This is a genomic window from Streptomyces sp. MJM8645 (assembly GCF_001625365.1).
Taxonomy (GTDB): Bacteria; Actinomycetota; Actinomycetes; order Streptomycetales; family Streptomycetaceae; genus Kitasatospora.
Genome location: NZ_LJJF01000002.1, coordinates 251223 through 263902 on the forward strand (window position 1 = coordinate 251223; position 12680 = coordinate 263902).

Below are 12680 nucleotides of genomic sequence, written 5' to 3' on the forward strand. Positions count from 1 at the left end.
GCGACTCGCGCCGCCGTCGACCAAGTCCAGGAACAGCCGGACCGACACCGCCTCGCCGGAGGCATCCGCGTGTCTCACCGATAACCCTCCGAGAAGGGAAGCCGTGATCCAGCACTCTCCGTATCCACTCTACGCGGCAGCAAACGGCGGCAGGATTCCTCGTAGCGGCCGATACGGGGCTCAGCGGAGATCGGCGGAGCTCAGTGGAGCACAGCGACTGCCGCGCGGAGTTCGTCGAACGCGGCGCGCGTGTGGGGCGCCAGCCCGCCGGGGTCCTCGTCGTGGCTGGGGTCGGTCCACCGGGCGTAGCCGAGCCTGAACGCGAGGACGCCGAGTTCGGCGGCCACCTGCGCCGTGGGTTCCGCGACGTTCCGTCGCTTCAGCGCGTCGACCATCGCCGTGGCCATGCCGATGCACTTCAGCACGTTGCGCGCCTGCAACTCCGCGTTCGCCTCGATCGCCGCGTGCAGCAGCGGGCTGAGCTCGCGGTTGAACGACGTCATCTCGCCCGATGCGCGTTCGAGTCCGGCCGCGACGGCCGTCATCGGCGTCGCGTCCGCGGGGGCGCCGTCGATGCCCTCGGCCAGCAGGCGGCTGAGCGCCGTCTGTCCCATGGTGAGGATCTCGCGCTTGTCGGTGAAGTGGCGGAAGAAGGTGCTCCGCGTGAGCCCTGCCCGCTCGGTGATCTGAGCGACGGTCGTTTCGTCGTAGCCCTGCTCGGCGAACAGGCCTAGCGCAGCCACGACCAGGCGCTGTCGGGCATCGGGTTTCCATCGCGGCATGTTGCCAGTCTAGATGACGGGACAAGTGTCGCATCGCGTCGTACAGTGATGGGACAACAGTCGCATCACTCCTCGGAGCTCACCATGCGCGTCTTCATCACCGGCGGCACAGGCCTGATCGGCTCTGCCGTCGTCGCCGAACTGCTCGCCGCAGGCCACCTGGTCACCGCCCTCGCCCGATCCGACGCCTCCGCGGCCAGCGCGAAAACCGCCGGCGCCGACGTGCTCCGCGGCGGGCTCGCCGACCTCGACGTGCTGCGGGCCGGCGCGGAACAGGCGGACGGCGTCATCCACCTCGCCTTCAGCAACGACTTCAGCTCGCCCGACGCACTCGCGCGAGGGATCGCCGAGGAGAGCGCCGCACTCACGGCCCTCGGCGACACCCTCGTCGGCACGAACAGGCCTCTCGTCACCGCGTCCGGCACGCCCCTCGTGGCGGGACGCGCCTCGACCGAGGAAGACCCGCTGCCGCTGGACGGCCCCGTCAGCGGACGCAGCCTGTCGGTGAACCGCACACTCGCACTCGCCTCACGCGGCGTGCGCAGCTCGGCGGTACGGCTGCCGCGCACGGTCCACAACCAGGGCCAGGGCGGGTTCGCCGGGCTGCTCACCGGCATCGCCCGCGGCACCGGCGTCGTCGGCTACCCCGGAGACGGCGCGCAACGCTGGCCCGCCGTCCACGCGCTCGACGCCGCCGCCCTGTTCCGGCTCGCCCTGGAGAAGGCCCCGGCCGGAAGCGCGTGGCACGCCGTCGCCGACGAAGGCGACGCGGTACGCGACATCGCCTCGGTCATCGGACGGCGACTCGGCCTTCCGGTCGAGCCGGTGCCGCAGGAGAGTTTCGGCCCCCTCGGCCCGGTCTTCGCGGCCGACCAGCCCGCCTCCAGCGCTCACACCCGTACCGCCCTCGGCTGGAAGCCGACGCACCCGGGCCTGCTCGCGGACCTGGAGAACATCGAAGCCTGAGCCGCCTGCCGGGCTGCCGGACGGACCGGCAGCCGCCAGGGAACCCGGCCCCGCTCGCCCGCCGAGCGGGGCCCGGGCCTGCGGCGAACGGTGCTCTGCGACGGGCGGCGCTCAGCCGCGGAGCTCGGGCCAACCGTCCGCGTTCGAGCAGGACTCGTAGTCGTAGCGGGTGAGCCGGTCCCACTCCGTCCCGGTCACCTGCTCGAACGCCTCCTCGTGCACGTAGAGCAGCGGTTCACACTGTCGCGCGGTGTACGGAGCGAACCGTTCGGGATCGTGGAACATGCTCTCGTACACGTCGCGGCCCGCAGCCACGACCGCAGCTCGCGCGTACAGGAAGTGGTCGCTCGACTGAGGGAACGGCGAGCCGTCGGGCAACACCGCCCCGGTGATCGGCAGCGTCCCGAACTGCTCCTGGTCCAGGCGGTGGAGCGCCTCGGCGAGACGCTCACCGAAGCCGATGATCTGGCCCAGCGGTTCGCGTGCGAGAACCTCGGTGAGGCGGGCGCAGGCGGCTTCGAGGCGCTCGCACGTCTCGGTACCGGCCTCGCCCCCGAGGACCTCGATCAACCGCCAGAACCGCTCCCAGGTCATCACCGGCAGGTCGAGGCCGTGGTCGACGTCGACGTCACTTCCCGCGGATGGTCCGGCACTGCCCGCCTCACGTCCGCCCTGCCCGTCCACGCCCTCGAACGGCCCGTCCACGTCCTCGAACGGCTCGTCACTCCACCGGAACCAAGCCCTGTCGTCCTGGATGTGCAGCAGGAACTCGGCGACCGGGCCCGAGGGCGAGAGCATCGACACGGTGCGCGTGATCTCGTCGTACGCGTCGTCGAAGGCCTCCCAGTCCTCCGCCTCGGACAGCGCGAACGAACGGGCGAAGAGCGGCTGGACGGCGGGGAACGCCGTTCCCGGCACGAAGCGCCCGTGGAGCCAGGGGAAGTCCGTCTCCTCGACCACGATCTCGCCCACCAGCTCTTCCCCGCGCACCAGACGCCAGACCCCGCCCTCAAAACCCATCGCACACAGCCCTTGCCACCCGTTGCCGTCCTCTTCTGCCCGGCAGCATGCCAGCTGGCACTGACAAGCGACGGAGCGAGGCACATCCCCCCGTGGTGTGGGTCGGCGATGGCCGGGTGAGGTGGGTGTGCCGGCCGTTACGCGGGGCGGGCGGCCGCCGAGATCTGGCCGACCAGGACGGCGAAGGGCATGTCGAGGGCGGCGTAGAGGTCGCCGGCCTCGGGGGCGGCGTTGTCGGCCAGGGCCTCGACCATGAGGGTGGCGTAGTCGGAGACGGTGACGCCCGCCTGCTGCATGCGCAGCAGTCCCGCTTCGCGCTTGGCTTGGCTGAAGGTGCCGGAGGCGTCCACGGCGACGTACGCGTGGTGCCCGGCGGCCGTCGCGGCGATCGCGGGCAGCGCCGCGCACACCTCCAGTGACACTCCGGCGAAGATCAGCTTCTGCCGCCCGGTGGCTTCGATGGCTTCGCGGACCCGGGCGTCGTGCCAGGCGTTGACCGTGCTGCGGTCGATGATCCGCTGTCCGGCCGGCAGGGCCTGGACCAGTTCCGGGGTGGTCGGCCCCCACATGCTGTCGGCCGCGGTGGTGGTGACGACCAGGGGGATGCCGAGCACGGTCGCCGCTCGTGCCAGCGCCACCACGTTGTGCTTCAGCTCGCCGAGCGGGATGTCCCGGACGCCGGACAGCAGGCCCACCTGGTGGTCGACCAGGACCACGGCGGCGTTCTCCCGGGTGACCGGCTCCAGGAACTTGCTGTGCTCGCTCATCGTGCGCTCCTTCGGGTTGAACCACGGCTCCGTTGGCGGCCAGTAGTCACTAATCTTGATAGTCAAGATTAGTGACTACTTCGACGCTATACCCCTGTCCCCCGGGGCGCAAGCACTGGTCAGGGCGGGGCGCCGGAGCGCCTGGGGTGCCGCCCGAGCCCACCGGGCGGGCGACTAAAGTTGCTGGTCACAGGGTGGAACGCGGGACGGGCCCAAAGACGGCGGAAGCGGGAGAGGCGTTGAGCGGACACCAGGCGGCGGAACCGGACCTCGGCGTGCTCGCCGCCCGGGTGCTCTTCTCCGTCCAGCGCGAGCTGTTCACCGTGCTCGCCGAACAGGGCTTCGACGACATCCAGCCCCGCGCCGGCGCCGTACTCGCCTACCTGCGCACCGACGGCATCCGGGCCAGCGAACTCGCCCGCGCCTCCGGACAGCACAAGCAGGTCATCGGGACCCTCGTCGACGACCTCGAACGCCTGGGTTACGTCGAACGCAGACCCGACCCCGCGGACCGCCGCGCCAAACTGATCCACCCCACCGAACGAGGCCTGCTCCAGATGGCGGCGGCCGCCGCCATCATGCGCTCGATCGAGGAGCGCCACGCGAAGGCCCTGGGCGCGCGGGAGTACGCCGCCTTCAAGACCGCCCTCCACCACGTGGCCGATCTCCAGCGCGAGACCCGGCGCGAAGACTAGGGGCTCTCTTTCGGATCACGTCGGATCAGCGCGCGGCGTCGGAGTGCGTGCATCGCAAGGCGGAGGAGGGAGTCCATGCGGAGTATCGGCGACCGACGACAACGCGGCGAGGTGCGTGCTCCGGCGTCGCGCGCCCGGCGTGATCCGAAAGAGAGCCCCTAGAAGGCTGATGAAGATCTTGGGTTGATCCGGGCCGTGCTGTCAGGTGGTGGCCTGGATTTGCCAGGTCGTGCCGTTGTGGGTGAGTCCGAGGTTGAGCAGGGTTCGCAGGTTGAGGGCGGCTGCGCGGGTGTGGAGCCAGGTGTTGTTCTTGATGGTTCCTCGGTAGCGCAGGCGGCGGCTTCGGTGTCCGACGAGCCAGGCCACGGCTCGTTCGACCGGGGGTCGCCATCGGCGGTAGGCGGCTTGCCAGGCGGGGTCGGCGGCTTGTCGGCGGGCGGTGTGCTGGAGGTCGTAGCCGGGTTGGATCCGAAGGGTCCTGCCGGTCTTGGAGGCGGTGCACCGCTCGCGGAGCTGGCAGCCGGTGCAGCGGTCACCGAAGGCCGCCGAGCGGGGTGTGTCGGGGCCGCGGTCGGGTGAGAGCGGGACGGCGCGGCCGGCAGGGCAGGTGACCGTCCCGCGGGCGGTGTCGATCCGGAAGTCGTCGAGGACGAGACCGCCCGCGATGGCGGGTCGTTGAGGGGCGGGCTTGAAGAACAGGCGGTGTCCTGCGCCGCCGAGGGCCTGGCGGGCGCCTCCCGTGGAGTAGGCGGTGTCGCCGAACGCGTCCACCGGCTCGTCCTCGCCCGCGAGCAGGCTCTCGGCGACGGCGGCTTCGTGGTGCTGGGGCCCTGCGCCCGGGGTGAGCTCGACCTCGGTGTAGATCGTGGTCTCGGGCTCGATGGCGAGGTGGGCCTTGTATCCGTCCTGGTAGTGGGTGCGGGTCTTGTGGACGTGTCGGGCGTCGGGGTCGACGGTGGAGACGATCCGGTCGGGTGCGGTGCCCCGGGTGATGCGCCAGCGGCCGTCACGGCCGTCGGAGTCGTCGGCGGGCTCGACGTCCTGTCCGGCGACCAGGGCCAGCAGGCCGACCGCGGTGGCGGCCTTCTCTCCGAGTTGCTGCTCGGGCAGGTGCCCGAGCAGCAACAGCGCGTCGCCGACCAGGGCGTCCACGAGGTCGGCGCGGGCCTGGGCGTCGTTCCAGGCGATGCGGGGCTTGCCCGGGTCGGCGTAGTCGTGTGCGGTGCAGTGGCGGGTGGCGACCTCGTCGGCGCCGGGGACCTCGCGGATCACCGCACGCACGGCGGCGATCAGCTGGGTCACGGTGTCCTGGGTGGCGACCGCGTCGTCCAGCACGGTCGAATCCAGCGCCCGGCGGTGCTTGCCCTTGAGGACGCCGGTCGCCTTCACCACCTCCCGCACGGCCTCGAACACGCGGTTTGGTTGGGCGGAGCGGGCCAGGCGGCGGCGGAAGTAGGCCAGGAGTGAGGAATCGAACGCGGTGTCGTGCAGGCCGAGTCCGCACGCGGCCTTCCACCGCAGGTCGCAGCGCAGTTCCTGGACCGTCTCGAAGTCCGAGAGCCCGTGCAGGGCCTGAAGAGTGATCGCGGCTGCCAGGATCTGGGGCGGCATGCTCGGGCGGCCGTTCGCCGACGGGTACATGTCCGTGAACATCACCGCAGGAAACAGCCGGCCGCGATGCTCGGCCAGGAACGCGAACACACTCCCTGCCGGAATCAGGTCCCGGCAGGTCTCCCAGACATCCGGCCCGACAGTCTCTCCGGACCATTCCCCCATCGCCACAACACGAGTCTGGCCCCGCCGCTCACGCGGCGGGGCCAGAACCCAACATCTTCATCAGTCTTCTAGGGCGTGCCCTGTCGATGAGAGCGGCCTGTCAGGAGGTGAGGACGGAGATCCCGTCTCCGAACAGTTTCAACCCGAGGACGAAGAACAGGACCGCCATCACGGCGACGTTGTGCTGAGCTGCCCAGTCCTTCCAGTTACCGAGCGTGGTCTGGGCTCGCTCTCCCCCGAGCACGAAGACTCCCAGTGGGGCCAACAGGCCGAGGGTGGCGATCACGACGAAGATCGCCAGTGAGGCGATCTGCTGCCCTGCCGGCAGTCCGGCCGAGCCGATCGCGGCGCCCGCGGCGAGGGTCAGCGGGGCGTTCTTGGCGTTGAGCGCGGACAGGGCCAGTCCGAGTGCGAGGACCTTGACCGGCGTGAGACGGTCGATCGCGCTCATCCACTTCGGCAGCTGGGCCTGCGACGGATCCTTCGGGCGCCGGTGCCATTGCCGGGCGCCGAAGAGGACGAGGAGCAGGCCCAGGACGAGCTTGAGGACTCCCACCCAGGTGGCCGGGTGATGGTGGGCGGAGGCGCCTGCGGGGGAAGCGATCGCCAGCATCACCGCGCCCAGCGCCGAGAGTCCCAGGATCCAGCCGACGGTGAAGAGGACTCCGTTGAGGCGTCCCCGAGGCGTGGCGAGGATGAGGATGATGGCGATGATCGGGAGTGGGCTGATCGCGACGCCGGCGGCGAGACCCAGGATGTCACCGAGAACTTTGCCCATGATTGCCTCCAGAGGGGAGTCAGAGCGCGTGACGACGACGAACCCGGCAGGCCCATGTTCCAGTTCCATGATCCTGCGCTCTGACGAAGCTGTCCTCATGAGCTTCTCGGAGCTCTGAAGGCCTTGGCCTGCTCGTCGCCCAGTGGTGCCCCCACCGCGCTCGGGTCAGGATGAAGAGGTGAGGGCGATGGCGCCTCATGTTCGGGCGGTTGGCGTCCCTCGCACCGACCACGGCAGGAGGACGTCACGATGACCGCGATGACAGGCGCTACCCAATCGGCTCACCCCGAGCGCCCGGGCAGGTCGGATGGGGTCTGCAGTGAGTTCACCGTCTTCACCAAGATCAAGCCGGGCCATGCGGATGCGCTGCGTGAGGATCTCGCGACGCTCGCCGACGCGGCGCATGACGAGAGCGCCCATGCGGCGGTGCGCCAGATCGGCACCCTGCATGACGCACGGCACGTGATCTTCGACGACGACACCCGGTTCATGTTCGCCAGCGTTTTCGACGGCTCCTGGGACACCTACATCGACGACTTCGCCAAGACGGTGGTCGGGTCCCGTTTCGACAAGGTCTTCTCGCACAGCGAAGGGTTCCCCGGCGTCGCCGATCCGGGGGTGAAGGACTGGTTCGTCGCCCACCAGGAGCCGGCGGGGGTCTTCGTCAGCGCCTATCCCGACCTCACCGTCCAGCAGATCTACAAGGACCACCGCGTGGACGACGCGTTCCAGGAGGTGCTGGACACCCCCCAGTTCCGGGCGGCGCTGGACAACCCGGCCAACGCGGAGTTGGTGGCCACGCCGGCCTTCCAGAAGCTGCTGGAGGAAGCCTCGGCCTAGGGGCTCTCTTTCGGATCACGTCGGATCAGCGCGCGGCGTCGGAGTGCGTGCATCGCAAGGCGGAGGAGGGAGTCCATGCGGAGCATCGGCGACCGACGACAACGCGGCGAGGTGCGTGCTCCGGCGTCGCGCGCCCGGCGTGATCCGAAAGAGAGCCCCTAGCACCCGGGCACGGCCGACCATCGGAGCCCACCCACCATCGGTGGACCAGGTCGGCCGGTGCGAGCCGGCCGTTGCCGGGCTGTCCAGGCGGAGACAGATGCGCAGGGACATATGCAGAGAGACAGATGTGGAGACGGATGTGGAGAGGCACAAGCGACCATGAACACAGCGGACAGCGGCAGCGCGGCGGGCGGCGTGCGCGTCGAGATCGACGACGTCCAGAGCGGGGCCCTGCGTCCACGGCCCGTGCCCTACGAGGGACGGTTCGTCTTCCTGCGCGTGGATGACCGGCACGTCGGGCGCGCCCTGCTGCGCAAACTGCTCCCGTTGACCTCGGGCGGTCTGCCCAGTGTGGACCCGAACCGGGATGCCTGGGTGACCGTGGCGTTCACCCACCAGGGGCTGCGGGCCCTGGGGGTGCCCCAGGAGTCCCTGGACAGCTTTCCGCGGGCGTTCCGTGAGGGCATGGCCGCTCGGGCGGAGCTGATCGGTGACGTGGGCGAGAGTGCACCGGCCCGCTGGGAGGCCCCGTTCGGAACCGGTGAGGTCCACATCGCGTTGAGCGCCCTGTCCTCCGATGCGGCGCAGCTGGAGAGGGAGCTGGGGCGGGCCCGTGTCGCCTACGAGGGCACGCCCGGTGTCCAGGTGATCTGGCAGCAGGAGGTCCACCAGCTCCCGACCGGGCGTACCACCTTCGGATTCCGTGACGGCATCAGCCATCCGAACATCGAGGGCGTCGGGCTGCCCGGCTCCAACCCGCAGGAAGCCCCGATCAAGGCCGGCGAGTTCATCCTCGGCTACCCCGACGAGACCGGCGGCCTGCCGCCCGTGCCCAGCCCCGACGTGCTGGGACGCAACGGGACCTACGTGGCCGTTCGCAAGATCCACACCAACGTGGCGGCCTGGCGCCGGTACCTTCGTGCGAACAGCTCCAGCGCCGAGGAGGAGACACTGCTGGCGGCGAAGATGGTCGGGCGCTGGCCGAGCGGGGCGCCGTTGACGCTGGCGCCGGAGCACGATGATCCGGAGCTGGCGGCCGATCCGCGCCGCGTCAACGACTTCCTGTACCGGGAGAACGACGATCGCGGCTTCCGGTGCCCGGCCGGGGCGCACATCCGGCGCACCAACCCCCGTGATGCCACCATCATCGGCGACGCACGGATGCACCGGCTCATCCGTCGCGGCACCACCTACGGCCCGCCGCTGCCCGAGGGCGTGCTGGAGGACGACGGCGCGGAGCGGGGCCTGGTCGGCGTGTTCATGGGGGCCCATCTGGAACGGCAGTTCGAGTTCATCAAGGCCGAATGGGTCAACGACGGCAACTTCATCGGCTACCCCGGCGAGAAGGACCCGGTGGCCGGACATCACGGCGGAACCGGCAGCGTCACCATCCCGGAGAAGCCGGTCCGGCGCCGCCTGAAGAACCTGCCCAGCTTCGTGGTCACCCGCGGCGGCGAGTACTGCTTCCTGCCGGGTCTGCGTGCCCTGCGCTGGCTCGCCGAGCTGGAGGACTGAGGGCGATTCCCACCCCCTGAGGTCCGATCACGCTCTCCGAGGAGAGGTCGGAGTCATGACAGCACAGTTCGTCCGCTACACGCCCGACGTCGAAGACGACGACCCGCACTTCGACCGCAACGTGCAGACGGTGATCGAGAAGACCGAGAGCTACATCGCCGAGTCGGTCGAGGCCGGTGGCACCGGACGGGCCCTGCGCGACGCCCACGCCAAGGGCTACGGGCTGGTCCGAGGGGAAGTGGAGATCCTGGCCGGGCTGCCCCCCGAGTACGCCCAGGGAATCTACGCGACTGCGGGAACCCACGATGCGCTGATCCGCTTCTCCAACGGCTCGCCCCACGCGGGAGCCGACGCGCGGCTGGGTGCCGCCACCGGACTGGCGCTGAAGATGTTCGACGTCCCCGGCCCGACCCTGCTGGAGGACGAACCGGACACGGGCACATTCGACTACGCCAACATCAACGGACCGGTCTTCTTCTGCAACACGGTCGAGCACTACCTGTTCATCCAGGAACTGTTCCTGAACGCGCCGGCGTACTTCTCCCAGGGCCGACCCGGCGCGCATCGGTTCTTCACCGAATTCGTGACCGGGAAAGGAACGCTGGACCAGGAGGACTGGGCCTGGGACGAGTTCCTGGCCTTCCTGCGCCTGTCGAAGACGCCTCCGGCGAACCTGCTGCTGTCCAGCTACTGGACGATGGGCGCGGTCCGGCACGGGGACTACATCGCCAAGGTGCGCATCACCCCCGACCCGTCCTTCGCCGCGGCGGTGGTGCGGCGCACCATCGACCCGGCCTCGGGGGCGGAGTTCTTCCGCCCGGCCCTGCAAGCCGAGTTGCAGGAACGGCCCTACGCCTTCGACATCCAGGTCCAGCTCTGCACCGACCTGGAGCGCATGCCGGTGGAGGACACCACCGTGGAGTGGCCCGAGCAGCTCTCGCCGTCCGTCACCGTGGCGAAGCTGCGGCTGCCGCAGCAGGACATCTCCGGCCCCGAGAACCTGGAGAAGATGGACTCGCTGTCCTTCACGCCCTGGCGGGTCACCGCCGAGCACGCGCCCCTGGGCAACATCATGCGGGCCCGCAAGGAGGTCTACCGGCAGTCCTCCATCGCGCGCCACAAGCTCAACCGGCAGCCGCGCACGGAACCCCGCAGCGCCGACGACGTACTCGGCGCCTGACCCGGCCCACCACCGCGACGGTGCGTCGACCGGGGCGGTCGGCCCTGACAGCCCGCTGCCGCCGGCGTGCCAGGGCCCGGCCGGTCACTTCAGGGTGACGATCTTGCGCATGCCCAGGCCGGCGTTCGGGACGCCCGTCCGCTCGTCGGGAATCATGCAGAGCAGGACGTACCGTCCGGGCTGCAGGCCGTGGGCCTGCACGGAGGCGGTGCGGTCGCCGGACATGGCGCCGAGGCCGGTGGCCGGCCCGGTGAACGGGGACCGGGCCGGCAGGCCGCCCAGCGCGACGTCCCTCAGGTACTCCCCGATCTGCTCGTCGGTGGTGTCCGCACCGATCGGCCGCAGCTGCATCTCGTGGATCTGCTTCGACTCGTCGTGCACCAGGTAGGCCAGGTGCGCGTGGTCGACGTCCTCGGTCTGGAAACGCGGGCCCTCGGCCGTGTCCTTCTCGATCACGATGCCGTCGTCGAAGCGGACCTGGTTGTCGTTCTGGCCGTTCGTACCGACCAGGTTCAGTTTCCTGGAGACCGGGTGGGCCGGGTCCGCCCGGAACGCGGTGAGGTCCAGCAGGTAGACCGGCCCGGGGCTGACCTCCTCGGTGAACTGCTCGTGCACCTGCGAGGTGACCAGCGCCCCGCCCAGCAGGTCCGCCTCGCCGTTCACCGCCCGGATCCCGGCGCCCGCGGTGGCCGGCGACGGGCTGACCGCGTCGGCGAGGTCCCGGAGGACCTGGTCGATGGTCACTCCCTCGTGCGGACGCAGCAGCTGCAGCTGCCGGCCGTTCGGGTCGTCCGTCTTGACCCGGAAGCTGACCAGGCCGCCCTTCGCGGTGTCCGGTGCCTGCAGGCCGGAGGCTCCGATGCTCACCTCGACGGGGTGCTCCTCCGGCGAGGCGGCGCCGGCCGTACCACTCGCACCGACGCTCGTCGCCAGGGCGAGGGCCGAGACGGTCACCGTCCGTACCATGCGCGCGAACACGTGCTCCACCATGAAGAATCCTTTCTGTGGGTGGCCTCCGGCGCGGAACATCCCCCACCGCGCGCGGCAGACCACGCCCCGCACCGGAAGGCGACCGGTTCGGACCATCGGGCAGCGGGGCCCGGCCAGCGATGGCGATGGTGCCGGCGGGCGCGAAGGGGCGCCCGGAGGCCTGGCCGGCCTCGGTTCGGCGGGCGCCGGGCGGATCGTTGCGATCCTGTTGCGCGGGCAGTGGCGCAGCTCATAGGCGTTGCGGGTGGTTCGTGATCGCATCGGCTGATGCATCAGTTCGAGAACGCCGGGAATCACCTGACGGCCCGCCGGCCGGCTGCCGCGGTTGCGGTGGCCGCGGTCTGCGCAGCCCTGCTCGTGGGCTGCGGAGAGCGGGCGACCGGGGTTTCGCCGGCCACCGGCGGTGCCGGGCCGTGCGGGGCGCCGTTGCCGTCGGCGTCCCGCAATGGGCAGGCGTCGCCCGGGCTCGCGCAGGGCGGGGTGCGGATCACGGCCGCCAGTACGGCCTGCGCGGAGTACGAGGTCACCAATCCGGGGGACGAGACCTCTGATGTCACAGCGGTGTTCAGCCGCCTCTCGGCGGCCGGAGGTGCGCTGGACAACGTGACGCAGGTCGTCACCGCGCTCGCTCCGGGGGCCACCGCGAAGGGGCGGATCGAGCTGGACGGGCACGGGCAGGCGCGGCCGGGCGCCGGACCGCTGGTGAAGATCGTCCAGGTCCGCAGTGTGCCCAGCGCCGAGGCCTCGCAGCCGGGCGGCCCCTGCCCGGCCTCAGGCCTGCGGCTGTACGCGGACGACGGCGACGCCGCGATGGGCCTGCGCGTGGTCGGCCTGCACCTGCGCAACTGCGGGACGTCCGCGGTGTCCGTCAACGGCTACCCGAAGCTGCAACTGCTCGACGTGGAGCACCGGCCGGTCGACGGGGTGCGTTTCTTGTCCGGCGGCGCCGGGATCGCCGGCGGCACCGGCGCGGACGACCCGCCGCAGGAGATCGTGCTGCGCCCGGGAGAGGGCGCCCGTTCCACGCTGGTGTGGCGCAACACCGTGGAGGGCGGCAACCCGGTGAACGCCCCTTACGTGCGGGTCCGGGCCACCCCTGACGCGGCCCCGGTGATGGTCGTCCCGGAGATCGACCTGGGTACCACGGGGCGGCTCGGCGTCGGCGCCTGGGCCAGGGAGGACAGCCGGCCGTGAGCGGGGCGCCGGCGG

The 12680-nt window shown here is 70.8% G+C and carries 12 protein-coding genes; 6 read left to right on the forward strand and 6 right to left on the reverse strand.

Features of this window, described 5'->3' with window-relative positions; all coding sequences use genetic code 11:
* Positions 1–200: 200 nt before the first annotated feature.
* Positions 201–782 carry a TetR/AcrR family transcriptional regulator gene (locus tag A6F73_RS32065; RefSeq protein ID WP_063351889.1) on the reverse strand — a complete coding sequence of 194 codons (582 nt, stop codon included), beginning with the start codon at positions 780–782 and terminating at the stop codon, positions 201–203.
* Between the two features lie 84 nt (positions 783–866).
* Between A6F73_RS32065 and A6F73_RS32070 the strand changes: the two genes are divergently transcribed.
* Positions 867–1748 (forward strand): SDR family oxidoreductase, encoded by an 882-nt coding sequence (locus A6F73_RS32070; protein ID WP_063351890.1) that lies wholly within the window; start codon positions 867–869, stop codon positions 1746–1748.
* 111 nt (positions 1749–1859) lie between these two features.
* Here the strand turns inward: A6F73_RS32070 and A6F73_RS44450 are convergent, their stop codons facing one another.
* Positions 1860–2768, reverse strand: coding sequence for a DUF4240 domain-containing protein (locus A6F73_RS44450; RefSeq protein ID WP_347878568.1), 909 nt, complete (start codon positions 2766–2768; stop codon positions 1860–1862).
* 137 nt (positions 2769–2905) lie between these two features.
* Positions 2906–3535 carry an isochorismatase family protein gene (locus tag A6F73_RS32080; protein ID WP_063351891.1) on the reverse strand — a complete coding sequence of 210 codons (630 nt, stop codon included), beginning with the start codon at positions 3533–3535 and terminating at the stop codon, positions 2906–2908.
* A 239-nt stretch (positions 3536–3774) separates the two neighbouring features.
* Here A6F73_RS32080 and A6F73_RS32085 point away from each other — a divergent pair, with 239 nt between their 5' ends.
* Positions 3775–4230 (forward strand): MarR family transcriptional regulator, encoded by a 456-nt coding sequence (locus A6F73_RS32085; RefSeq protein WP_063351892.1) that lies wholly within the window; start codon positions 3775–3777, stop codon positions 4228–4230.
* 201 nt (positions 4231–4431) lie between these two features.
* On the opposite strand, the gene A6F73_RS32090 is transcribed toward A6F73_RS32085, so the two are convergent.
* Complete coding sequence (locus A6F73_RS32090) at positions 4432–6006, reverse strand: IS1182 family transposase (protein ID WP_079136442.1); 1575 nt, start codon at positions 6004–6006, stop codon at positions 4432–4434.
* A 100-nt stretch (positions 6007–6106) separates the two neighbouring features.
* Positions 6107–6853, reverse strand: a complete 747-nt coding sequence (locus A6F73_RS32095) for a GAP family protein (protein ID WP_244293776.1) — start codon at positions 6851–6853, stop codon at positions 6107–6109.
* A gap of 180 nt (positions 6854–7033) precedes the next feature.
* Here A6F73_RS32095 and A6F73_RS32100 point away from each other — a divergent pair, with 180 nt between their 5' ends.
* The 3 genes from A6F73_RS32100 (at position 7034) to A6F73_RS32110 (ending at position 10481) form a co-directional block, all read left to right on the forward strand.
* Complete coding sequence (locus A6F73_RS32100) at positions 7034–7624, forward strand: hypothetical protein (protein WP_244293777.1); 591 nt, start codon at positions 7034–7036, stop codon at positions 7622–7624.
* Positions 7625–7945: 321 nt separating this feature from the next.
* Positions 7946–9301 carry a Dyp-type peroxidase gene (locus A6F73_RS32105; protein ID WP_063351894.1) on the forward strand — a complete coding sequence of 452 codons (1356 nt, stop codon included), beginning with the start codon at positions 7946–7948 and terminating at the stop codon, positions 9299–9301.
* A 55-nt stretch (positions 9302–9356) separates the two neighbouring features.
* Complete coding sequence (locus tag A6F73_RS32110; RefSeq protein ID WP_063351895.1) at positions 9357–10481, forward strand: catalase family protein; 1125 nt, start codon at positions 9357–9359, stop codon at positions 10479–10481.
* A gap of 84 nt (positions 10482–10565) precedes the next feature.
* On the opposite strand, the gene A6F73_RS32115 is transcribed toward A6F73_RS32110, so the two are convergent.
* Entirely contained in the window at positions 10566–11471 is a 906-nt protein-coding gene (locus A6F73_RS32115; protein ID WP_063351896.1) for a hypothetical protein, read from the reverse strand.
* Between the two features lie 267 nt (positions 11472–11738).
* Here A6F73_RS32115 and A6F73_RS32120 point away from each other — a divergent pair, with 267 nt between their 5' ends.
* Positions 11739–12665: a DUF4232 domain-containing protein gene (locus A6F73_RS32120; RefSeq protein WP_079136443.1), complete on the forward strand. Its 927-nt coding sequence runs from the start codon at positions 11739–11741 to the stop codon at positions 12663–12665.
* The last annotated feature ends 15 nt before the right edge of the window (positions 12666–12680 follow it).

Coding starts and splice junctions, on each gene's coding strand:
- A6F73_RS32065 (WP_063351889.1), bottom strand. CDS start 782: ATGCCGCGATGGAAACCCGATGCCCGACAGCGCCTGGTCGTGGCTGCG.
- A6F73_RS32070 (WP_063351890.1), top strand. CDS start 867: ATGCGCGTCTTCATCACCGGCGGCACAGGCCTGATCGGCTCTGCCGTC.
- A6F73_RS44450 (WP_347878568.1), bottom strand. CDS start 2,768: ATGGGTTTTGAGGGCGGGGTCTGGCGTCTGGTGCGCGGGGAAGAGCTG.
- A6F73_RS32080 (WP_063351891.1), bottom strand. CDS start 3,535: ATGAGCGAGCACAGCAAGTTCCTGGAGCCGGTCACCCGGGAGAACGCC.
- A6F73_RS32090 (WP_079136442.1), bottom strand. CDS start 6,006: ATGGGGGAATGGTCCGGAGAGACTGTCGGGCCGGATGTCTGGGAGACC.
- A6F73_RS32095 (WP_244293776.1), bottom strand. CDS start 6,853: ATGGAACTGGAACATGGGCCTGCCGGGTTCGTCGTCGTCACGCGCTCT.
- A6F73_RS32100 (WP_244293777.1), top strand. CDS start 7,034: ATGACCGCGATGACAGGCGCTACCCAATCGGCTCACCCCGAGCGCCCG.
- A6F73_RS32105 (WP_063351894.1), top strand. CDS start 7,946: ATGAACACAGCGGACAGCGGCAGCGCGGCGGGCGGCGTGCGCGTCGAG.
- A6F73_RS32110 (WP_063351895.1), top strand. CDS start 9,357: ATGACAGCACAGTTCGTCCGCTACACGCCCGACGTCGAAGACGACGAC.
- A6F73_RS32115 (WP_063351896.1), bottom strand. CDS start 11,471: ATGGTGGAGCACGTGTTCGCGCGCATGGTACGGACGGTGACCGTCTCG.
- A6F73_RS32120 (WP_079136443.1), top strand. CDS start 11,739: ATGCATCAGTTCGAGAACGCCGGGAATCACCTGACGGCCCGCCGGCCG.